Genomic DNA, 20,630 nt, shown 5'->3' on the forward strand with positions numbered 1-20,630 from the left:
GAGACCCACCGTTCAGTCTGGCCTTGTGAATCAGCGGGAGGGGGGCTTTAGCAGACGCCGAAGTCGCCTTCTTCCTGATAGGGCGTCACCTCGTCTGACTTCAGCGTATAGCGCTCACCCTGCTCTTGCGCGGCCTGAACCACCACCAGCTGTTCTCCCTGCACTTCAACCACTTTCAGTTTTGGCCCACCCGCACGCGGTTGTACCAGATCGCCGACAGAAAACATCATTCACTCCTCACGGTTAACATCCTGGATGAACCTCAACCATAGCTCAACGGCTGGCCACTGAACACCGGCTGTGTTGTTTTTTGTTAAAACAATTTGGTGGTATATGTATTAGTGTTGTTAATGTTTTGCTGGCGCCAAACCGCTGCTGACAAGGGGGACGGCGAAGGTAGGGTTACCACCGAGTTGGTCAGGAAAGACATTATGAAGTATATCATTCTATTAATTATTGTTATTGCTGTGCTGTACGTCCATTACCGCGGGCGGGTGCGCTATCGTTTCTGGCGACAGCTCTCCGATCATTCAACATTTACTGCTCCGCTGAATGGATTTATGTATTTATTTTCCCGCGTGCCGAATACGCCATATCTGCGCCCGGAGATGTTTCCCGAGCTGGCGATATTGCAGCAGAACTGGCAAGTTATTCGCGACGAAGGGATCCACCTGCAGCAACTGGAGCAGATTAAAGCGGCCGATAAATATAACGATGCCGGATTTAACTCATTTTTTAAAACCGGCTGGAAACGCTTTTATCTGAAATGGTATGAGGATGCCCATCCCTCCGCCAGCCAACTCTGTCCATACACCACCGCGCTGCTGCGCGATATCCCATCGGTGAAAGCGGCCATGTTCGCCACCCTGCCGGACGGCAGCCGTCTGCCGCGCCACCGCGATCCCTACGCGGGTTCGCTGCGCTTTCATCTCGGCCTGGCGACGCCGAACGATGACCGCTGCTTTATTGAGGTGGATGGCCAGCGCTACAGCTGGCGCGATGGGGAAGGGGTGCTGTTTGATGAGACCTATATTCACTATGCGGAAAATACCAGCGGTGAGAATCGGCTGATTCTGTTCTGTGATATTGAACGGCCGATGCGCTACCGCTGGGCGCAACAGGTTAACCACTGGCTGGGACGTCATCTGATGAGCGCCGCCTCGGCGCCCAACGATACCGGCGATCGCATTGGCGGGATTAACCGGGCGTTTCGCTATATCTACCAGATCCGTATTGTCGGCAAGCGGCTGAAAAAATGGAATAAGACGGTCTATTACATCGTTAAATGGCTGCTCTTCGGCGGCATTGCCTGGCTTATCTGGAGTGCGTTTTAACCCTCCTGACGCCGGTTCCAGGGCATGATCGCCAGCAGGCGCGCCATGCCGCAAAAGCCGGTCACCCCGGCAAACGTGAGCCCGGCGCCGACCGCGCCGCTGAGCAGAAAGAAGCCGCTGCTCACGGTATAGCCCAGCAGTACACCGAGTAAAATCAGGACGCCAGCGGCAATTTGTACCTGGCGCATCAGCGGCAGCGGCTGGGATTTATCCTCCTCAACCGGGAACCCCGCGGCCCTCCAGCCCTGAATCCCCCCGGCCAGCAGGCTTGCCTGCGCCGGCGCGGCGGCGGCGGCCAGATGAATCGCGTTATTCTGCGTCCGGGAACCCGCCTGGCAGTGAAAAATGACCGTCTCACCGGCCCGGGCATTGAGGGTCGCACCGTTGGTCAGGCTGGCGAGCGGCACCAGCTCGGCATCGGGAATATGTTCGCGCGCGTATTCATCCGCATCACGGATATCAATCAGTCTGGCGCCCTGGGCAATCAGCGCCCGGGCTTCGGCAGGGGTTAAGGTGGCGATAGTCATCGGATCCTCACGGGCAATAGAGCGTTTTCAGCGTGTTGATCACCTGCTGTACCGCAGGGTGGGTGATGAAATAGTGGATACGCTGGGCATCGCGCTCGCTGTCGATCAGCCCCTCGTCACGCATCCTCGCGAGGTGCTGCGAGGTGGCGGAAGGACTCAGGCCGGTGGCGCGGGCCAGTTCACCGGCGCTGGCGCGCGGCGCATCGCACAGCATGCACAGGATCAGCAATCGGTGAGGATTGCTCATGGCTTTCATCAGCGCGGCGGCTTCTCCGGCGCGGGCCTGCAGGTCTTCAGGTGTGGTCATGTATTTTAGCTTTCTCTAAATTTAGATAACTCTAAAATAAAAACATCGCCTGCGCCAGCACTATTTATCCGTGACTCAGGTTATCCGTGACTCAGGCCGGAACGGCGAGCTGGGCAATCTGCGCCCGGGCGCTGGCGATCCCTGCGTCGCGACCATGCGGACGATTATCCAGCCCTTCGGCATAGATAAATTCCACTTCGCCGATCCCCATCAGCCCCAGTACCGCGCGCAGATAAGGCGTGATGGCATCGGTGGTCTCTCCCTGGTGAATACCGCCGCGGCTGCTGACGACCACCGCCCGAACGCCCTCGACCAGCCCTTGCGGCCAGCTGTCGGTGTAGCGAAAGGTTTCCCGCGCCCGCGCCACGAGGTCGAACCATTTCTTCAGATCGGTCGGGACGTTGAGGTTATACATCGGCGCGCCGATCACCAGCAGGTCGCTGGCTTTTAACTCGGCGATAAGCTGGTCGGAGAGCGCAACCGCCGCGCGGATGGCCGGCTGCGGATCCACCGCCCCGCGCAGGGCGGCGAACAGGGGGTGATCCAGCGTTGGCAGCGCCATGGCGCTGAGATCGTGTTCCGTGAGCCGATCGCGGTGTCCCGCCGCCTGGCGCGCCGCGAGAAATTCGTTAATCAGCTGATTGGTCAAGGATGTTTCGCCATTAATGCTGGATTTTAACACCAGAACGTTTGCCATAAGGGATGCCTCAAGTGAAGGATGGAGGCAGAGACTAACACTGTCTTTTTTCTCTCTGGAGTGACATTATTTTCCTCTATTGTATCCCATAAGGAACCAATCTGTGCGCGACGATCTGAACGCGATCCCGGTGTTTGTCACCGTGGTCGAGAGCGGTAACTTTGCCAGCGCGGCGACGATCCTCCACGTGACGCGTTCGGCGGTGGGTAAAACCATTGCCCGGCTGGAAGCGCGCCTCGGCGTGGCGTTATTCCAGCGCACCACCCGTCGGCAACTGCTGACGGAAGAGGGGGAGCAATTCTACCACCAGTGCCGGGAAGCGCTGGCGCGTATCCACGAGGCCGAAGAGGCGCTCCAGCGCGGGAAGGGTGAGGTGCAGGGGCGGCTGCGGATTTCGTTACCGGTGCTGTTTGGTCAGCGCTGCGTGGCGCCGCTGCTGTTCCGCCTGAGCCAGCGCTATCCGTTACTGAAGCTCGAGCTCCACTACAGCGACCGGCAGGTCAATCTGCTGGAGGAGGGGGTTGATCTTGCGGTGCGTATCGGAAACCTGGCCGATACCGGGTCGCTACGGGCGCGGGCGCTGGGGGAGCATGGCATGGTGCTGTGCGCGGCGGCGGATTACCTGCGACGCCAGCCGCCGCCGCAGACCATCGCCGGGCTGAGCGAGCACCGCACCCTCGGCTATCTGCACAACGGCCAACTGCAAAAATGGCAACTGTACGACCCGCAGCAGGGTGAAGTGCGCTTCAGTCCGGAGACGGGGCTGGTACAGGATGATTTTGCCGCCATCGCGGCGGCGGTGCAGCAGGGGATGGGCATCGCCTGGCTACCGGACTGGCTGGTGGCCAAGGGGCTTGCCGATGGGGCGCTACAGCAGGTTCTGGCATCCAGTGCCTGTGCGCGTTTCGCCATCCACGCGGTGTGGCCGGAGGGGCCGTGGTTGCCGCAAAAAACGCGGGTGGCGATCGATGCTCTGCGGGAAGGACTGCGCCTTGCTAAAAGCACACCGTCCAGCGGTTAAGGGTATCTTAAGGCGTCCGGGCGATAATGACAGAAAGATGACGACTGAGAGCTATCGCTATGAACGCCCTGGAAACCCTGAATCAATCTGTTTTTTTCGCGCTTAACGCGCAGCCTGGCGCCGCGGAGAGTCTGCTGTCGCTGGCGCGTATTTGTGCCAGCGGCATCGTGTTTATTATGCCGGCGATCGCGCTCGGTCTGTGGTTTCTCGGTGGTCGCGAGGGGCACCGCCAGGCGCTGTTTATGACCCTGGCCGTGGTCATTTCCCTCGGGCTGGGGATGGTGTGCGGGACGCTCTGGTTCCATCCGCGGCCGTTTATGATCCCCCTCGGTCATACCTGGATAAGCCATCCGGCGGATAATAGCTTCCCCAGCGATCACGGTACGGTGATGTTCAGCGCCGCGTTTGCGCTGCTGTCGCTGCGCCTGCGGGCGCTTGGCCTGCTGGTGCTGCTGGCTGCGCTGCCGGTGGCCTGGTCGCGCATCTATCTTGGGGTACATTTTCCGCTGGATATGGTGGGCGCGGCCCTGGTCTCCATCGGCGGGGTCATCGTGGCGAATCGGGTCTGGCAGGCGGTCGGCCCACGGCTGGTGTTGCTGTGCGAGGCCGTCAGCCGGCGGATGTTCTCCTGGCTGCCGGCGCGCTTTACGCCGTAGCCTCAGCGACGAGGCCGTCCGGCACGGGCGGCGCGGCGGTACAGCGTGCTGCGGGCGATACCCAGCATCTGTGCCGCCCGGCTGACGTTGCCGTTGACGCTGGCCAGGGTATCGACAATCAACTGCTCGTCATGGGCCTGCAATCCCCCGCGCGGCAGCGGCGCAGGCGCGGTGCGATACGCCTCCGGCAGTGCGTCGGGCGTCAGCGTGTCGCCCTCATCGGCCAGAGCCAGCATCACCTTCAGGACGCTCTGCAGCTGGCGCACGTTTCCCGGCCACGGCAGCTGGCTGAGGTGGCTCAGCAGCGCGCCTGACAGCGTCACCCGGCGTGAAACACCGCCCAGGTCGCGCCACAGCGTGGCGATAAAGGTTTCCAGCGCCGGCCACTCGCGCAGCGGGGGCAGCGCCAGGGCATACTCCCGCAGGCGCCACAGCAGATCTTCACGGAATTCGCCGACGCTGACCCGTTGCGTCAGATTGCGGTGGGTGGCGCAGATCAAGGCGAAATTCACCGGCACGCTGCGGCTGGCGCCCAGCGGGGCCACCTCTTTTTCCTGCAACACCCGCAGGAGCCGCGTCTGCAGCGCCAGCGGCATATCGCCGATCTCATCGAGAAACAGTACCCCGCCCTCAGCCTCGCGGATTTTACCGATATAGCCGTTTTTGCTGGCGCCGGTAAATGCCCCCGGCTGGTAGCCGAAGAGCTCGGATTCGATCAGCGATTCCGGGATGGCCGCGCAGTTGATGGCGACAAATTTGCCGCTGCGCCAGCGGCTGTGCTGATGCAGCGTGCGGCTGACATACTCCTTGCCGCTGCCGGTTTCCCCCTCAATGCATAGCGCAATGCCGGCGTTGAGCAGCCGCAGCAGCTTTTCGCCTTCGCGCGGGCTGGTGAAAGGGAGATGCATGACCGGCGGGGCGCTTACCGCCACCCGGCGGCGGGTGGGCTCCCGCAGGCGATAGTGATAGCGGCCCTGCGGGGTGGTCAGCGGCAGCGGGACGCTGACCGCCCTTTGCGCCAGCGTCGGAAAAAGCGACGCAAAGGTGAGCTGACCAAACTGCGCCGCGCTCAGGCCGAACTCGCGCATCGCCAGTCGGTTGCCGGCGGTGAGGACGTTGTCAGAAAAGACCAGCAGCAGCTCCTCGACGCTGTCGAGCTTGTCCACCTGCCGGTGCAGGCTCATCAGCCACTGCTCCGGATGCAGGCTCTGTTTCACCCACAGATATTCAATCTGCTTTGCCGCCGCCTTCACCCAGCCGAAGGTGTGCTGGTGGGGAAAATCCGCCGGGCCGGAAATATCCAGCACGCCGGCAATGCTTCCGTCCGGCCGCTGGAGCGGCATCGCTGCACAGTACAGATTCTGGTTGCGGGTGAGAAAGTGCTGGCGGCCATCGATTTCGCAGCCGTCGTCAATGACCAGCGCGGTGCCAATGGCATTGGTCCCGCGCCCGCTTTCGCTCCACAGGTTACCGGGGGCCAGCGCGACGCGCTGAGCCTTCAGCATCGCCTGGGTATCGCCGACGGTGTGCAACACCAGGCCGCTGGGGTCGGAGAGGATCACCACCGACTGCAGGTCCGCCACCTGGCGCGACAGCGCCTCCACCATTGGCTGCGCCAGCTGCTGCAGGCTGCGGTGGCTGGCGAGCCGGTCCGCCAGTTCCCCAGCGCGCAGACGGGGAAAATCCTCGGTAGCGGGATCCAGACCATAGCGCTGGCAGCGAGACCACGAATCGCTGAGCAGGGGGTTAGCGTTAACCTCTGGTGCGAGAAGATAGGGATTGCCTGGCACAGGGCACCTCAGGGTCGATGTTGCTGTGTTGCAATATTGTAGCTATTTGGTTTATTTGGTGTTGCGATTTGCGACACATAAGTGGACATCTGTGCGACAGCGCCTGCCCGACTGGTAAATAAATAATCCTAACCCATTAATAAATAATATAAATTATTGGCAATAAAAAACTGGCATAACCCCTGCAAAGTGAGAAGCGTTCGGCGGCAAGTTTAAAAAATCAATATGCCGCCGCGTCTCAACCCTACAGAAGGAGATTTGCGATGCGTTATGCACACCCTGGCCAGCCCGGCGCCCTGGTTTCATTTAAATCCGCTTACGGCAACTTTATTGACGGTAAATTTGTCGAGCCGCTGAGCGGTGAATTCTTTATGAATACCTCCCCGGTCGACGGCAGCAACATTGCGCAGTTTCCCCGCTCGGACGCCAAAGACATTGAGTTCGCCCTCGATGCCGCTCACCGTGCGGCGCCGGCGTGGGGTAAAACGTCAGTGCAGCAGCGCTCCAGGCTGCTGCTACAGGTCGCCGATCGTATTGAACAGCACCTGGAGTATCTGGCCGTCGCGGAGAGCTGGGACAACGGGAAACCGATCCGCGAAACCCTGAATGCCGACCTGCCGCTGGCGGTGGACCATTTCCGCTACTTCGCCGGCTGCCTGCGCGCCCAGGAGGGGAGCACCGCCGAGATTGACGAAACGACGGTGGCCTATCATTTCCATGAACCGCTGGGGGTGGTTGGACAGATTATCCCGTGGAACTTTCCGCTGCTGATGGCCGCGTGGAAGCTGGCCCCGGCCCTGGCGGCGGGTAACTGCGTGGTGCTCAAGCCGGCTGAACAGACGCCGCTGAGCATTACCCTGCTGCTGGAGCTGATCGGCGATCTGTTCCCGGCCGGGGTGCTTAACGTGGTGCAGGGATTCGGCAAAGAGGCGGGCGAGGCGCTGGCCACCAGCAAGCGTATCGCCAAGCTGGCGTTTACCGGCTCCACGCCGGTCGGCCGGCATATTCTCGCCTGTGCGGCGGAGAATATTATCCCGTGCACTGTCGAGCTGGGAGGAAAATCGCCCAACATCTACTTTGCCGACGTGATGGACGGCGAAGAAGAGTTTATTGAAAAGGCGGTGGAGGGGCTGGTGCTTGGCTTCTTCAACCAGGGGGAGGTCTGTACCTGCCCGTCGCGGGCGCTGATCCATGAATCCATCTATGAACCCTTTATGGCGCGGGTGATGGATAAAGTGGCGCAGATCCGCCGTGGCGATCCGTTAGATACCGACACCATGATCGGCGCGCAGGCTTCCCGCCAACAGTTCGATAAGATCCTCTCCTATATTCAGATTGCCCGCGAAGAGGGCGGGCAAATCCTGACCGGCGGCGAGCGGGCGGTCATCGCCCCGGCGCTGGATAACGGTTTTTATATTCAGCCTACGCTGATTAAAGGCCGCAATGATATGCGCAGCTTCCAGGAGGAGATCTTTGGGCCGGTGATCGGGGTGACCACCTTTAAGGACGAAGCGGAAGCGCTGACCATCGCCAATGAGACCCAGTTTGGCCTTGGCGCCGGGGTTTGGACGCGGGATACCAACCTTGCCTATCGCATGGGCCGCGGGATTAAAGCCGGTCGCGTATGGACCAACTGCTATCATATCTACCCGGCCCATGCGGCGTTCGGCGGCTATAAACAGTCCGGCGTTGGCCGGGAAACACATAAGATGGCGCTGGATGCTTACCAGCAAACCAAAAACCTGTTGGTGAGCTACGGCACCGCGCCACTGGGCCTGTTCTGAGGCATTCCCGCGCGTCTGACCCATCCTCTATCCGCAATCCGTCCGGGTTGCGGATTTTTTTTAACTGCAAAATAACCCTGCTATTTAGTCGGCTTTATTGAGCGGCATGACCAACACATTCACACTGCTGATGTAACATCTTTCACTTGAAAATAAAAACGGTTCCACAACAAGAAATTATGCGCACTGAGGCGGACACTTGGGCTTCATTTATGTAGAAATGATGAATATTAATACCAGGAAAATTCCTAATTTTCCTCTACTACCGATCGGAAGCACGATAAAACAAGACGACTTTTTGGGCGATTACTTTTAAATTTGTTAATGGCTTTGATCTGTTGTTGTTTGAACGTGTTTAATCACCGTTTGTATAGATATGTAAATTAACATTGAAAAGGCATTTCAAAAATAAATTCTATGACGCCGATAATCCTTAACTTATCCGCAACATTGCGTTGGGTTGCCTTTTGGTGGGACCGGTAATATATTTATTTCGCACACCAAAATAACTCTTTGTCTTCTGTTTTTTATTATTAGCGACACTTTGTCGAAATAAAACAGAGTGAGAGGGCGTGTGCCTACTATCCTGCGGAAGGAACGCAATGAACATTTACAGGGAGGAACTAATGAGCAGCTTCGCGATAGCCATGCGCTATTGCCGATGACTGTGCGATATATTCGTTAACGATGAGATAAATAATGAAAACCCAACTTCGTATTATGGCAATTCTCATGGGCGCGCTGGTTTCTGGCGCGGCAATTTCAGGCAATACGCAACCGGCAAGATCGACAATGACCGTTAACCCAGGCGCCAGCGCAGGCACTCAGGGTACCGGTGGGCAGGTAATTTTTAACGGCTCTATTACCGACAGCTCCTGCAACGTCGACAGCGGTTCAACCGGCCAGACCGTGGATCTGGGCAAATGGGCCAGCAGCTATTTTACCGGCACCGGCTCCGAAACCACCAAAACTCCCTTCCATATCAAAGTCAAAGATTGCCCGGCAAGCGTGGCCAAGGTTGCGGTGCTGTTTGACGGCGCGCGCGATCAGTCTGATACCACTCTGCTGGCCACCAATGGCGGCGCCACCGGCGTGGCGATCAAGCTGTATGAAGACGACCAGAACACGGCGGTTAGCCTCGGCAAAGTGTCCAAAGATCACCCGGTCGTCGCGGGCGCCACTGCCGGCACCGGCTCTGCTGACCTCGAGTTTTACGCCGACTATGTCTCTACCGGGGCCGTGGCGGCGGGCGATGCCAACGGTACGGCTAATTTCAATATGATTTATAACTAAGCATATTGCGCGTTATTCAGAGCCAGTCCATTGCGTCTGGATCCATAGCAGTCTGTTGAAACATTAATGGCGAAGCAGTCGCGATATATATTCGTGACGGTATTGTTGTTCCTGCTAATTATCTCAATGGTTACTGGCTCTGTTATTCACAGCTTTATTTTATTGTCTGTTCAACCTTTACCTGATGGTTATTAATGATGAAGAAAATAATTGCCGTTGCGGCTTTTCTGCTGTGCTCCACGGCAGCGCAGGCCGGTATTGTCATGGGGGGAACCCGTGTGATTTATCAGGAAGGGAAGCGTGAAGCCGCTATTTCAGTCACCAATGCCGATACTCACACACCCTATCTGGTGCAGTCGTGGGTGGAAAATTACGCGGAAAATGACAAGAGCAAGGTGCCCTTTATTGTGACCCCACCGCTGTTCCGTCTCGATCCGGAGCAGAATAACGTTCTGCGTATTAACTTTATTGGCGCCTCGCTGCCCGGCGATCGTGAGTCGGTGTTTTGGCTGAACGTCAAAAGTATTTCTCCGACGCCGCAGGGCGAGGTGAATAAGCTGCAGGTCAATATTAAGTCGAAATTCAAAATTTTCTATCGCCCCAACGGTCTGGCAGGCGACCCGGCAAAAGCCTGGCAGCAACTGAAGTTTACCCAGTCCGGCGGTCATCTGACGGTGGCAAACCCCACTCCCTATTTTGTCTCTTTTTACTCCGTCGCGGTGGGCGGGCAGAGCATCGATGAGCCAGGCATGGTGGCTCCGTTCGGCCAGAAAACGTGGCCGGTGAGCGGGCACGGCGCCGTCAAATGGCGGGCGATTAACGACTACGGTGGCGTCAGCGATTTCGCCCAGCAGTAATTCCCTTTTGTGATGACATGACCGGACGGCGCCAGCATGAAAAGAACAACAACAGCGAAGGTGCGGGAGTATGCCGCAATGCCAGTGACCGCAGGACGGGCGCTGGCGCTGGCGACAGTGCCGACGATGATGTTTTGTCTCAGCCCGCTGAACCGGGCGCTGGCCGACGACTATTTTGACCCGGCGGCGCTGGAGTTTGCCGACCCGCAGCAGCAAACCTCCGACCTGCACTATTTCGCCAAACCCGGCGGGCAGCAGCCGGGCACTTACTCTGTCACCGTGGTGGTTAACGATCAGGAGCTGGGTCAGGCTGATATTACGTTTGTTGACGATGGCGGGAAGCTGCAGCCGGTGCTGACGCCCGCTCAGCTGGCGGATTATGGGGTCAACGTCAGCGCCTTTCCCGCCTTTCAAACGCTGCATGAAGGAGAAACCTTCACCCGGATCGAGAAGTTTATTCCCGATGCCAGCAGTCGGTTCACCTTTGCTAACCAGCGCCTGACGCTGAGTATTCCCCAGGCGGCGATGAACGTGCAAAGCCGCGGCTATGTCGATCCCTCGCGCTGGGACGATGGCGTGCCGGCCGCGTTTGTCGATTACTATTTTTCCGGCGCGCAAATAAAGAACGCCGATGACGGGGAGAGCAGCCGCTCAAACTACCTCAATTTACGCAGCGGCGTGAACCTGGGCGCCTGGCGGCTGCGCAACGTCTCCTCAATGCAGTACGACCAGCAGCGCCGGCACTGGGATACCCAGAGCACCTGGCTGCAGCGCGACGTCCGCTCGCTGAAGAGCTTGCTGCGGATCGGCGATACCTACACCACCGGCGATGTGTTTGACAGCATCCCCTTTCGCGGCGTCCAGCTGATGTCTGACGATGAGATGCTTCCGGACAGCCAGCGCGGCTTTGCCCCCACCATCCGCGGCGTGGCGCACAGCAATGCCAAAGTGACCGTCTCTCAGCACGGGTATGTGATCTACGAAACCTTCGTGTCGCCGGGGGCATTTGCCATCAGCGATCTTTACCCCACCTCGCAGAGCGGCGATCTGGAGGTGAAGGTGACCGAGAGCAATGGTTCGGTGCGCACCTTTACTCAGCCCTATTCCGCAGTTCCTTTTATGCTGCGCGAAGGGCGCGGCAAATTCAGCCTTAGCGCCGGGCGCTACCATTCGGGGGCGGATACCGTCCGCTCGCCGGAATTCCTCCAGGGAACCCTGTTCTACGGTCTGTCGGCGGGATTTACCCTCTACGGCGGTACGCAACTGGCGCAGGACTATCAGTCCTGGGCGCTGGGCCTGGGTCGTGGCTTCGGCGAGTTCGGGTCGCTGGGAGGCGACGTGACCCAGGCCGTCACCCGCACACCGTCGGGCAAGCGCTACGCGGGCCATTCGCTGCGCGCCCAGTATCAGAAAGATTTTGTCAGCTCGGGGACCTCATTCAGCCTCGCCAGCTACCGCTACTCCTCCAGCGGCTATTACGATTTTGCCGAAGCCAGCGCGCTGGAAAGCGCGCAGGGGCAGGTGGACAACCGGCGTCGCCGGGAAGAGCTGTCGGTGACACAAAGCCTTGGCGGCCTCGGCAGTCTGGCGATCTCCGCCTGGTCGCAGGATTACTGGCACCGGCAGAGCCGGGATGAGACGGTACACCTCGGGTTCTACAGCGCCTGGAAGGGGATCTCCTGGGGCGTGGGCTATTACTACACCCGCGCCAGCAATCAGGAAAAAAATGACCGTTCCTGGTCATTTAATATCAACATCCCGCTGGGCGGCCCGCTGTCCGACAGCGCGGTAAGCTATAACACCACCTCGGACAGCAATGGCTATACCTCGCAGCAGGTCTCGCTGTATGGCGCGGTGCCGACGCGGCCAAATCTGTTCTATTCGGTCCAGCAGGGCTATGGCAACCAGGGGCGAGGCAGCAACAGCAGCGTCGCGCTGGATTACCACGGCGGCTTCGGCAACGCCCAGCTCGGCTATCGTCATGACGCCGCCAGCAACCAGCTGACCTGGGGAGGCGCCGGCTCGGTGGTCGCGCATCCGCACGGCGTCACCTTCGGCCAGACGGTGGGCGAGAGCTTCGCCATCGTCCGCGCGCCGGGGGCCGCTGGGGTGGCGGTACAAAACGGCAACAATGTGCACACCGACTGGCGCGGCTATGCCGTGGTGCCATCCCTGACCGCCTATCGAAAAAATGTCATTACCCTCGACACAGAGTCGATGGCCGACGATACCGACGTCGATCAGGAGGGGCAGACCGTGATCCCCGGCGGCGGCGCGGTGGTGATGGCCAACTATCGGACCCACATTGGCAACCGGGTGCTGTTTACCCTGCGCAATGCCCAGGGGCCGTTGCCGTTTGGCGCCAGCGCGCGGCTGGTCACGACGGAGGAGGGCAGCAACGCGCCGGGCGGCATGGTGGCCGACGGTGGGCAGGTGTACCTCAGCGGCGTGCCGCAGGAGGGGACCCTGGCGGTGAGCTGGGTCGTTAACAACCAGTCGCAGAGCTGCACGCTGCATTTTCAACTTCCGGATAACCCACAGCAGAGTCTGAATACGGTGAAAACCGTCTCCGGGCTGTGCCAGACACGCTGAGGCGGCTATGAAATCTGTTTTTCGTCTACTTCCTGTTCTCTTTCTGCTGGCGCTGAGTGGTTACCTCCCCGGCGTGCGGGCCGAAACCTGCCGCGGCAATATCGGCCAGACCACGGTCAATATTCCCAATATCAAGTATTTACCCACGCTGCCGGTCAATACCCAGATGACCAGCGCGATGGCGGATAACGGCAGCGGGATCCCTTTTTCCTGCGACCTGCAGCTGCCGACGGCGAGCGCCAAACGCATCGTCTATAAGCAACTGAAAACCGGCGGCGCGCCGGTGGTAATTAACGGACAGCACGTCTACCCCAGCGCCATCGACGGCATCGGTTACTCGCTCAGCTTTCAGTGCGCGGGCGGCCCGATGCGGGCTATCGACGGTAGCCACTCCGCGGGCGGCGAGTCGGTGGTGGTGTGCGACAGTGCAATGCTCCCGGCGCTGATGACGCAGCAGCAAACCACGGTCAGGATCGCGGTGACCTTCTATAAAACCGGGACGGTGCAGCTGGCGGACGGGACGCACACCAACTCACCGTCGCTGCCGCAGGTCGGGGAGATGACCATTGAGCAGCAGGCCAGCGGGAGCGCCGGCTATGTCGCCAGCGCGCCGGTCAGTCTCGATATGGCTGCTCTGAACGTGGACATCGGCAGCAGCGGCAGCTGTCAGGTAGCGACGTCGACGATCCAGGTCACTCTGGGCACGGTAAACCGGGCGGAATTTCACGGTAAAGGGAGCACCGGCGGCCAGGCGAAGCGCTTTTCGATTCCGGTGTTCTGCCCGTCGCCGACCGACGTGCGCATCGGCTTTTTCGGCGTCAGCGTGGAGAGCGATACCCTGGCCCTGAGCAAGGCCAGCAACAGCGCCAGCGGCGTCGGCGTGAAGCTGACCTACGGCAATAACCCCGGCGCGGCGGTCTCTGATGGCACCAGCGTTAAGATCAATGAGGCCAGCAACTTGCCGATCCTGAAAAGGGTGACCGGCACGAACGCCGGTACCGCCGAGGCGATCAATTTTAACGCCCAGTATGTGCAAACTGACGCCACGGTGGGGGCGGGCACGGCCAACAGCATGGTGACCTTCGCCCTGGAGTATAACTAACCTGACGCTGGGGCATGGGCATTCTGCAGGGGGATGGGCACCACCGCGCCGTAGTCGTCGATATAGTTCAGCTGGTACAGGCGAGTGCTGTCGGTGGTCATCACGGTATGGCTGCTGTATGGCCGGAGCATCACGTTTCTCATCGGCGAGAGGCGGCCTTTATTATCGATCAGCGTCCCGTTGACCAGGGTGATATGCAGTGGGCCTGAGTTGGTAAAACGCAGGTTATTCCCGCTCTGCTGCCACTGCAGCTTTTGCACCTCTCTGGCGAGGGTGGTGGTGATGGCGGGCGGACGATAAAAGAGCTTCAGGCGGGTACGGACGACAAATTGCAGCGTATGCGTGCCGACGGCTGCGGGAGGCGTCTCCTGGATATTGACCCAGTACACGCTTTCCCGATCGCCAGGCAGCCCGCCACCGAGATAGATAAAGCGCAGCTGGGCGGATTGTTGCGGCGATAAATAGACCTGCGGTGGTGTCGCCACTATCGGCAGGCCGACGCGCGAGGTATTGAGTCCGGCGTCCAGCCAGATCTGCACTTTATAAGGCGTGCTGCTGCGATTGTGAATGTTCAGGCTGGCGACCTTTTCTTTCCCGGAATAGACCACCCGCGTGGCATTAATGGTGATCCCGGCGCAGGTCTGAAAGGTCACGGCGCAGAGCAGAACCGCCAGCTGTGTTTTCATGAAGACTCCCTTGACGTCTCATCCCTGACCGGGAAGCTATTCCTGCATAATGGTAAATCGGGCCGTTGCGTTGCCGTCGCCGGGATCCACGTGGGCTTTATCCCAGGTGTAATAGAAGGCTTTCAGCCTGAAGGTTCCGGAGCCGCCGTCCACCGGGATCTCTATGCGGGGATCGTGTTGCGGATCAAGGCGTTCATCGAGACTGAGCGGGGTGCCCGTGCGGTCGGTGAGCAGAATGCCCACCTTGCTGGCCGTCTTGCCGCTGCCGTCGAGCGCCAGCACGCGGTTTTCAGGCGTGCCGGCAGGCGAGGGGCCGTCAACCACAATGTAGTAAGTGCCTTTCTCACAATCTTTAACGCGAATGTCGATGCCGACCGCCGGCCCGGTGCCAGACTGGCTGTTTTTCAGTCTCGACAGCGGAATAGCGCCCATACTGACGTCGATGACCCCGCTGTCGCTCACCCCTTCGAGCTTGCAGGAGGCGTTCACGACCTTGCCGATGAAATTCAGCTTGCCCTCTGCCGCGAGTACTGAGCCGGCGGCCAGTCCGGCAAAGACCGTCGCCAGACACAGCGTGATTATTTTCATTTTCTTTCCTTCTCTAGTGCCCGTAAAGCCGGCGCCAGGGCCGTTATTTGGTGAGAATTATTTACGCCAGGTATGTTTTTTATTAATTCATCTGACTGACAAATTTATTAATGCCTGGAAATAAACTGGCTTGTTATTTATAGGCTGCTTTTGTCGGGATAGTAGCGTGGGGGAATTGCGACGTAAATAAGACGGTTATTAACGCGAGTTGAATGCCAAATATCTCTCGATAAAATAAATTGCTATTTTAATTCAATGGATTAGAAATAGCTTATTGCTCTTTTTTGCCAGGTGTTCGAACCCGCTTCATGGTGGAAAATACGATCGTTCACGTAAGGCTACGCCCTGCGGATGAGAGATCATTCACCGGAGTGGGGCTGTTTTTTATCGCCAGATTTGCGATCGGCAACCGCGCTGCCGGGTTGTATGTCACGATGATTAAAAATAGGATGAATGCCCTGGCACATGCTGCGGATGGTGTTGACTGATAAGCGGCCGATCACCCCGGCGCGAAAACCCGATAACGATAAGGATGGCGAGATGAAACTGACGGTGGGGCTGGCGCTGACGCTGGCGATAATGACCTGCGGCGCCCAGGCGCGCGATATGCAAACCATCGAGCACAGCGGTGAGCTGAAGGTGGGCGTGCCGGGCGATTATGCCCCGCTGGCGTTTCGCAATGCCGCCGGCGAGCTGCAGGGCTATGACGTGGACATGGCCCGCGATCTCGGGCGCACGCTGGGGCTGAAGGTGAGCTTCGTCTACACCAGCTGGCCAGCGCTCGCCGCCGATCTGCAGGCGGACAAGTTTGATATTGCGATGGGCGGCGTGACGCAGACCCCGGCACGGGCGCAAGCCTTCGCCCTCAGTCACCCGGTAGTGGCGAACGGTAAAATCGCCTTAGCCAACTGCCAGGCCGCCCCGCGGCTCGGCTCGCTGGAGAAGATTGACCGCCCGGAGGTGAAGGTGGTCGTCAACCCTGGCGGCACAAACCAGAGCTTTGTCGATGAGCATATTAAGCAGGCGCAGATCATTCGTGTGCAGAACAACGTCGACAACCTGGAGGCGCTGCGGCAGAAAACGGCCGATATGATGGTGACTGACCTGATCGAAGGCGACTATTACCAGAGCAAAGAGCCCGGCGTGTTCTGCGTTGCTAACGAAACGCCGTTCGCCGGCACCGCCAGCGACAAAGTGTATATGATGAATAAGGATAACCCGGCGCTGCTGGAGAAAGTGAACCAGTGGCTGGATAGCCAGGACAAAGAGGTTCTCAAACGGAAGTGGAAAATTCGCGGTTAACCGCTGAGCTAAGAGGGGAGAGGGTCTCCCCTGCGATTCAGAGGATATCATCCACCACGCCGCCGTCGACGCGCAGCGCGGCGCCGGAGGTGGCCGATGCCTGCGGCGAGCAGATGTAGACCACCATATTGGCGACCTCTTCCACCGAGGCCGCCCGCTGGATCACCGAACTCGGACGATGGGTCATGACAAACGCTTTCGCCAGTTCCTCCAGCGACTGGCCGGTTTTCGCCACGTCGTCTTTCAGCATTTCGGCAAAGCCGTCGGAAATCGTCGGCCCAGGCAGAACGCTGTTAACGGTCACTCCGCTGCCGGCGACATATTTCGCCAGGCCGCGGGCCAGCGACAGCTGCGCGGTCTTGGTCACGCCATAATGGATCATGTCCGCCGGGATATTGCGCGCCGATTCTGAAGAGATAAACACCAGCCGCCCCCAGCCTTTACTGACCATCGCCGGGAGCAGCCCTCGCGACAGGCGTACGCCGGACATGACGTTGGTCTGCCAGTAGTTGTCCCAGGTCGCGTCGTCGGTGGCGTAGAAATCCTGCGGGCCATAGATCCCGGCGTTATTGACCAGAATATCGACGCCGGTCACCGCCCGCAGCAGCTGGGCTGCGCCGTCGGCGTCGCTGAGGTCGGCGATGGCGGGGCGCGCCTTCGCGCCCGGCACCTCATTTTGCAGACGAGCGATCGCGGCGTTCACGCTCTGCTCGCTGCGCCCGTTAATGATGACCTCTGCGCCGCTCTCCGCCAGGCCTTTGGCAATGGCGAAGCCAATCCCCGCCGTGGAGGCGGTGACCAGTGCGACTTTCCCCGCTAAATCAATCTTCATGTTCCTGCCTTCTGGTTGTGGATCTCCCATTAAGCGTAGCAGCGGCGGTATGGTTGGGGATCAGTAACCGGCGTGCTTATTGACCAGGTTTTTCAGCGGCAGTCCACGGCGCTGGCGCTGAATGTTCTCCAGCAGCTGGCGGGCGATCACCTCAGCAGGGGCCGCAGAGGCCATATGCGGGGTGATGACCACCTGCGGATGGCGCCACAGCGGATCGTCCGCCGGCAATGGCTCCTGCGGGAAGACGTCGAGCACCGCCCCGGCGAGCTGGCCGCTTTCCAGCGCCGCCAGCACATCTTCATTGACCATATGCTCCCCGCGGCCGCAGTTGATCAACACCGCCCCGGCGGGTAGCTGGTTGAACAGCGGCGCGGCGAGGATACCGCGGGTCTGCGCGGTGAGCGGCAGGAGGTTAATCAGCCCGTCAAGCGACCCAAGGAAGTTGCCGAGCGCCTCCTCGCCGCGATAGCAGGTGACGCCAGCCAGCTGCTTTTCACTGCGCGACCAGCCGGAGACCCGATAGCCGAGGCGGGCCAGCTGGTCAGCGATATAGCCGCCAATTTCGCCCAGACCCATAATGCCGATATGGAAGTCGGCGGCGGCGCGCTGGGGATAGAGCTTCCAGGTTTGGGTTCGCTGGTGGGCCAGCGCCCGGTCGAAATGGCGCTGAAACCACAGGACGCTCCACAGGGCATATTCGAACATGCCGTGGCGAAAATCTTCATCGATCACCCGGCACAGCGGGATCTCGCTGGCGAACAGCGCGGGCGGCAGATGATCGACCCCGGCGGACGCGGCCTGGATCAGCTTCAGCCCCGGCGAGCGGCTCAGCAGCTGCGGGTCCGGGAACCAGCAGCTGGCGTACTGGGCGTCGCGCGCCGCCTGGTGATGGGGCAGAAGCGCCGTGACGTCGGGAAACTGCTGCAGGGCGGCGCAAATATCGCGGGCGAAATCCGCGTCGTTACAATCCACAACGATAGTGATATCAGACATAGGCGTTAGTCTTTGTAAGAGGTATCGAGACGGTCAAGACGGCGCAGCCACGCCTGCCAGACCTGTTGACGTTCATGCTCCACGCCCATCAGCTGCTCGCAGGCGTGTTGGCTGAGGTGCGGAGCGATGGTGTGGATCGGGCTGAGGGCCGCCAGCTGGGCGGTGGCCATCTGGATCTCGCAGGCGCGGTTCAGGTAGTACATGATGTAAAAGGCGTCAGCCACGGTGCGGCCCACCGACAGCAGGCCGTGGCTCTGCAGGATCATGGCGATATTATTCCCCAGCGAGCGCTGGATGCGCGCCCGTTCGTCGAGGTCAAAGGCCACCCCTTCATAGGGATGGTAGCCGACGCGCTGGTAAAATTCGGTGCTGATCTGGTTGAGCTGCAGCAGGCCGTCCTCGCAGGCGGCCACCGCCATCCCCGGCAGCGTATGGGTGTGGATCACGCAGTGGGCGTCTTCCCGGGCCATATGCACCGCGCTGTGGATGGTGAACCCCGCCGAGTTAGCTGGCGCGTCGCCCTCTACGACCTTGCCCTGCATATCCACCACGATCAGGTTGCTGGCGGTGACTTCGTCAAACATCATGCCGAAGGGGTTAATTAAAAAACGCGGCTCGCCATCGCCGGGCAGGCGCACGGAGAAGTGGGTGTAGAGGGTATCCTCCCAGCCGAACAGCGCCGCCAGCCGGTAGGCGGCGGCCAGCTGCTGGCGCAGGTGTTGCTCAGTTGCCATTTAGCGTACTCCCATAAATTCACGGATTCGTTGCAGAGAAGGGGCCTCCAGCGGGCTGCGGATCACCTGCGGGGCGATATCGGCCTGCACCACGCCGTTCTCCATCAGCACTACGCGGTCGGAAATCGACAGGGCGAAGTCCATCTCGTGAGTGACAATCAGCATGGTCATGCCTTCGCGGGCCAGCGACTGAATGACCTTCAGTACTTCGCCCACCAGCTCCGGATCCAGCGCCGAGGTCGGCTCGTCAAACAGCATAATGTCCGGCTTCAGCGCCAGCGCCCGGGCGATCGCCACGCGCTGCTGCTGGCCGCCGGAGAGCTGCCAGGGGTATTTGTGGGCATGGGCTAGCAGGCCGACGCGGTCGAGCAGCACCAGAGCCTGTTCTCTGGCGACCGGCTGGTCCAGCAACTGGTGATAGCGCGGGGCCAGCATCACGTTGTCGAGCACCGTACGGTGGGGGAACAGGTTGAAGCTCTGGAAGACCATGCCGATGCGCCGCACCCCGGCGCGCATCTGGCGCTTATCAACGATGGCTCCGCCTTTCAGATAGTCTTCGCCGTAGAGAATGATCTCCCCACCATCAATGCTTTCGAGGGCGTTGATGGTGCGGATCAGGGTGGTTTTGCCGGAGCCGGACGGGCCGATGATGCTGATCACCTCCCCGTTCTCCACCTGCAGATCGATGCCTTTCAGCACCTCATGCTGACCCCAGGATTTGCGGATGCCCCGCAGATCGAGCGCTGGCGGCGCGCCGTTGACGGCCGGCGTTTTGATCTCCTCCGTCAGCGCCGGCAGGCTCTGGCGCAGCGCCTGGCATTCCGCCTCGCTGAGGGTTTGCGGACGCTTACGCTGAATATCGAGACGATTTTCCAGCGCCCGGAACAGCCAGGTGAAGACGGTAACCACCATCACGTAGTACACCGCCACCGCCAGCAGGGTCTCCATCACGAGGAAATTTTGCGCATACAAGCGCTGGCCGGTGAGCAGCAGCTCGGGTAAGGAGACCACCGACAGAATCGAGCTCAGCTTAATGATGGTGATGTATTCATTGATCAGCGTCGGCAGCGAGATGCGAAACGCCTGAGGAATAACAATCAGTCGCTGGATACCGATAAAGCTGAAGCTCAGCGCATGGCCCGCCTCGCTCTGCCCCTTGGCCACCGACAGCAGTCCGCCGCGGTGGATCTCCGCCATATAGGCCGCTTCGGTGACGGTCATCGACACCAGCCCGGCGATAAACGGCACCCCGAGCAGCGGCTGGGTCACCGGAAACAGCTGCGGCAGGTTGTAGACAAACACCAGCAGCACCATCAGCGGCACGCTGCGAAAAAACCAGATATAGAGTTCGACGGGGATCTTGACCCAGCGCGGCGCGGAGAGCTTCGCGCAGGCTAACAGAAAACCGACCACCAGGCCGATCCCCCAGGACAAGGTGCTGACCACGATCACGGTCACGCACGCCTGCCAGAATGCTCCAATGCTAAACAATGAAAAAAAGTATCCCCAATCGAACGCCATACCGACTCCTGTTG

General features: G+C 59.9%; 18 protein-coding genes and 2 pseudogenes. 9 read left to right on the forward strand and 11 right to left on the reverse strand.

What is annotated here, in order from left to right:
- Positions 1-47 precede the first annotated feature (47 nt).
- Positions 48-227 (reverse strand): hypothetical protein, encoded by a 180-nt coding sequence (locus CWM58_RS09915; protein WP_100675870.1) that lies wholly within the window; start codon positions 225-227, stop codon positions 48-50.
- A 204-nt stretch (positions 228-431) separates the two neighbouring features.
- Between CWM58_RS09915 and lpxO the strand changes: the two genes are divergently transcribed.
- Entirely contained in the window at positions 432-1,334 is a 903-nt protein-coding gene (gene lpxO / locus CWM58_RS09920) for a lipid A hydroxylase LpxO (RefSeq protein ID WP_074387797.1), read from the forward strand.
- Here the strand turns inward: lpxO and CWM58_RS09925 are convergent.
- The 3 genes and pseudogenes from CWM58_RS09925 to CWM58_RS09935 all read right to left on the reverse strand — a co-directional run bounded on the left by CWM58_RS09925 (position 1,315) and on the right by CWM58_RS09935 (position 2,865).
- A pseudogene (locus CWM58_RS09925) lies at positions 1,315-1,861 on the reverse strand (rhodanese family protein). The gene lpxO and the pseudogene CWM58_RS09925 overlap by 20 nt on opposite strands.
- Before the next feature lie 7 nt (positions 1,862-1,868).
- The gene (locus tag CWM58_RS09930; RefSeq protein WP_002914277.1) at positions 1,869-2,168 is read right to left on the reverse strand and encodes an ArsR/SmtB family transcription factor; all 300 of its coding nucleotides are present in this window, start codon (positions 2,166-2,168) and stop codon (positions 1,869-1,871) included.
- 91 nt (positions 2,169-2,259) lie between these two features.
- Complete coding sequence (locus CWM58_RS09935) at positions 2,260-2,865, reverse strand: FMN-dependent NADH-azoreductase (protein WP_100680843.1); 606 nt, start codon at positions 2,863-2,865, stop codon at positions 2,260-2,262.
- 103 nt (positions 2,866-2,968) lie between these two features.
- Here CWM58_RS09935 and CWM58_RS09940 point away from each other — a divergent pair, with 103 nt between their 5' ends.
- Positions 2,969-3,886: a LysR family transcriptional regulator gene (locus CWM58_RS09940; RefSeq protein WP_100680844.1), complete on the forward strand. Its 918-nt coding sequence runs from the start codon at positions 2,969-2,971 to the stop codon at positions 3,884-3,886.
- A 59-nt stretch (positions 3,887-3,945) separates the two neighbouring features.
- A complete protein-coding gene (locus tag CWM58_RS09945) occupies positions 3,946-4,542 on the forward strand; it encodes an undecaprenyl-diphosphatase (RefSeq protein ID WP_100680845.1) in 597 nt (198 codons plus the stop codon).
- A 2-nt stretch (positions 4,543-4,544) separates the two neighbouring features.
- Here the strand turns inward: CWM58_RS09945 and CWM58_RS09950 are convergent, their stop codons facing one another.
- Positions 4,545-6,332: a sigma-54-dependent Fis family transcriptional regulator gene (locus CWM58_RS09950; RefSeq protein WP_100680846.1), complete on the reverse strand. Its 1,788-nt coding sequence runs from the start codon at positions 6,330-6,332 to the stop codon at positions 4,545-4,547.
- A gap of 263 nt (positions 6,333-6,595) precedes the next feature.
- Here CWM58_RS09950 and CWM58_RS09955 point away from each other — a divergent pair, with 263 nt between their 5' ends.
- From CWM58_RS09955 to CWM58_RS09975, 5 genes are all read left to right on the forward strand, one after another.
- On the forward strand, positions 6,596-8,116 hold the full coding sequence (locus CWM58_RS09955; RefSeq protein ID WP_100680847.1) for an aldehyde dehydrogenase family protein: 1,521 nt from the start codon (positions 6,596-6,598) through the stop codon (positions 8,114-8,116).
- A 699-nt stretch (positions 8,117-8,815) separates the two neighbouring features.
- The gene (locus CWM58_RS09960; RefSeq protein WP_008806122.1) at positions 8,816-9,409 is read left to right on the forward strand and encodes a fimbrial protein; all 594 of its coding nucleotides are present in this window, start codon (positions 8,816-8,818) and stop codon (positions 9,407-9,409) included.
- Between the two features lie 194 nt (positions 9,410-9,603).
- A complete protein-coding gene (locus CWM58_RS09965; protein ID WP_008806121.1) occupies positions 9,604-10,266 on the forward strand; it encodes a molecular chaperone in 663 nt (220 codons plus the stop codon).
- A gap of 78 nt (positions 10,267-10,344) precedes the next feature.
- The gene (locus CWM58_RS09970) at positions 10,345-12,858 is read left to right on the forward strand and encodes a fimbria/pilus outer membrane usher protein (protein WP_100680848.1); all 2,514 of its coding nucleotides are present in this window, start codon (positions 10,345-10,347) and stop codon (positions 12,856-12,858) included.
- A 7-nt stretch (positions 12,859-12,865) separates the two neighbouring features.
- Complete coding sequence (locus CWM58_RS09975) at positions 12,866-13,960, forward strand: fimbrial protein (RefSeq protein WP_100680849.1); 1,095 nt, start codon at positions 12,866-12,868, stop codon at positions 13,958-13,960.
- Here the strand turns inward: CWM58_RS09975 and CWM58_RS09980 are convergent.
- Both CWM58_RS09980 and CWM58_RS09985 read right to left on the reverse strand, forming a co-directional pair.
- On the reverse strand, positions 13,957-14,646 hold the full coding sequence (locus tag CWM58_RS09980; protein ID WP_100680850.1) for a molecular chaperone: 690 nt from the start codon (positions 14,644-14,646) through the stop codon (positions 13,957-13,959). The genes CWM58_RS09975 and CWM58_RS09980 overlap by 4 nt on opposite strands.
- Before the next feature lie 36 nt (positions 14,647-14,682).
- Entirely contained in the window at positions 14,683-15,234 is a 552-nt protein-coding gene (locus CWM58_RS09985) for a fimbrial protein (protein ID WP_100680851.1), read from the reverse strand.
- Positions 15,235-15,683: 449 nt separating this feature from the next.
- Here CWM58_RS09985 and CWM58_RS09995 point away from each other — a divergent pair.
- Positions 15,684-16,536: pseudogene (locus tag CWM58_RS09995) on the forward strand (transporter substrate-binding domain-containing protein).
- A 37-nt stretch (positions 16,537-16,573) separates the two neighbouring features.
- On the opposite strand, the gene CWM58_RS10000 reads toward CWM58_RS09995, so the two are convergent.
- Genes CWM58_RS10000 through CWM58_RS10015 form a run of 4 tightly spaced genes read right to left on the reverse strand, consistent with a single transcriptional unit; the run spans position 16,574 to position 20,616 of the window.
- The gene (locus CWM58_RS10000) at positions 16,574-17,368 is read right to left on the reverse strand and encodes an SDR family NAD(P)-dependent oxidoreductase (protein ID WP_100680853.1); all 795 of its coding nucleotides are present in this window, start codon (positions 17,366-17,368) and stop codon (positions 16,574-16,576) included.
- Between the two features lie 60 nt (positions 17,369-17,428).
- Positions 17,429-18,361, reverse strand: coding sequence for a 2-hydroxyacid dehydrogenase (locus CWM58_RS10005; RefSeq protein WP_061153609.1), 933 nt, complete (start codon positions 18,359-18,361; stop codon positions 17,429-17,431).
- 5 nt (positions 18,362-18,366) lie between these two features.
- On the reverse strand, positions 18,367-19,095 hold the full coding sequence (locus CWM58_RS10010) for a class II aldolase/adducin family protein (RefSeq protein WP_004899997.1): 729 nt from the start codon (positions 19,093-19,095) through the stop codon (positions 18,367-18,369).
- The gene (locus CWM58_RS10015; protein ID WP_074387812.1) at positions 19,096-20,616 is read right to left on the reverse strand and encodes an amino acid ABC transporter permease/ATP-binding protein; all 1,521 of its coding nucleotides are present in this window, start codon (positions 20,614-20,616) and stop codon (positions 19,096-19,098) included.
- Positions 20,617-20,630 lie beyond the last annotated feature (14 nt).

The sequence above is a fragment of the Klebsiella sp. H-Nf2 genome (assembly GCF_002806645.1).
GTDB lineage: Bacteria > Pseudomonadota > Gammaproteobacteria > Enterobacterales > Enterobacteriaceae > Klebsiella > Klebsiella variicola.

What these genes read in the sequence shown, in the direction of transcription:
- CWM58_RS09915 (WP_100675870.1), bottom strand. Translation starts at nt 227, where the DNA reads ATGTTTTCTGTCGGCGATCTGGTACAACCGCGTGCGGGTGGGCCAAAA.
- lpxO (WP_074387797.1), top strand. Translation starts at nt 432, where the DNA reads ATGAAGTATATCATTCTATTAATTATTGTTATTGCTGTGCTGTACGTC.
- CWM58_RS09930 (WP_002914277.1), bottom strand. Translation starts at nt 2,168, where the DNA reads ATGACCACACCTGAAGACCTGCAGGCCCGCGCCGGAGAAGCCGCCGCG.
- CWM58_RS09935 (WP_100680843.1), bottom strand. Translation starts at nt 2,865, where the DNA reads ATGGCAAACGTTCTGGTGTTAAAATCCAGCATTAATGGCGAAACATCC.
- CWM58_RS09945 (WP_100680845.1), top strand. Translation starts at nt 3,946, where the DNA reads ATGAACGCCCTGGAAACCCTGAATCAATCTGTTTTTTTCGCGCTTAAC.
- CWM58_RS09955 (WP_100680847.1), top strand. Translation starts at nt 6,596, where the DNA reads ATGCGTTATGCACACCCTGGCCAGCCCGGCGCCCTGGTTTCATTTAAA.
- CWM58_RS09960 (WP_008806122.1), top strand. Translation starts at nt 8,816, where the DNA reads ATGAAAACCCAACTTCGTATTATGGCAATTCTCATGGGCGCGCTGGTT.
- CWM58_RS09965 (WP_008806121.1), top strand. Translation starts at nt 9,604, where the DNA reads ATGATGAAGAAAATAATTGCCGTTGCGGCTTTTCTGCTGTGCTCCACG.
- CWM58_RS09970 (WP_100680848.1), top strand. Translation starts at nt 10,345, where the DNA reads ATGCCAGTGACCGCAGGACGGGCGCTGGCGCTGGCGACAGTGCCGACG.
- CWM58_RS09975 (WP_100680849.1), top strand. Translation starts at nt 12,866, where the DNA reads ATGAAATCTGTTTTTCGTCTACTTCCTGTTCTCTTTCTGCTGGCGCTG.
- CWM58_RS09980 (WP_100680850.1), bottom strand. Translation starts at nt 14,646, where the DNA reads ATGAAAACACAGCTGGCGGTTCTGCTCTGCGCCGTGACCTTTCAGACC.
- CWM58_RS09985 (WP_100680851.1), bottom strand. Translation starts at nt 15,234, where the DNA reads ATGAAAATAATCACGCTGTGTCTGGCGACGGTCTTTGCCGGACTGGCC.
- CWM58_RS10000 (WP_100680853.1), bottom strand. Translation starts at nt 17,368, where the DNA reads ATGAAGATTGATTTAGCGGGGAAAGTCGCACTGGTCACCGCCTCCACG.
- CWM58_RS10005 (WP_061153609.1), bottom strand. Translation starts at nt 18,361, where the DNA reads ATGTCTGATATCACTATCGTTGTGGATTGTAACGACGCGGATTTCGCC.
- CWM58_RS10010 (WP_004899997.1), bottom strand. Translation starts at nt 19,095, where the DNA reads ATGGCAACTGAGCAACACCTGCGCCAGCAGCTGGCCGCCGCCTACCGG.
- CWM58_RS10015 (WP_074387812.1), bottom strand. Translation starts at nt 20,616, where the DNA reads ATGGCGTTCGATTGGGGATACTTTTTTTCATTGTTTAGCATTGGAGCA.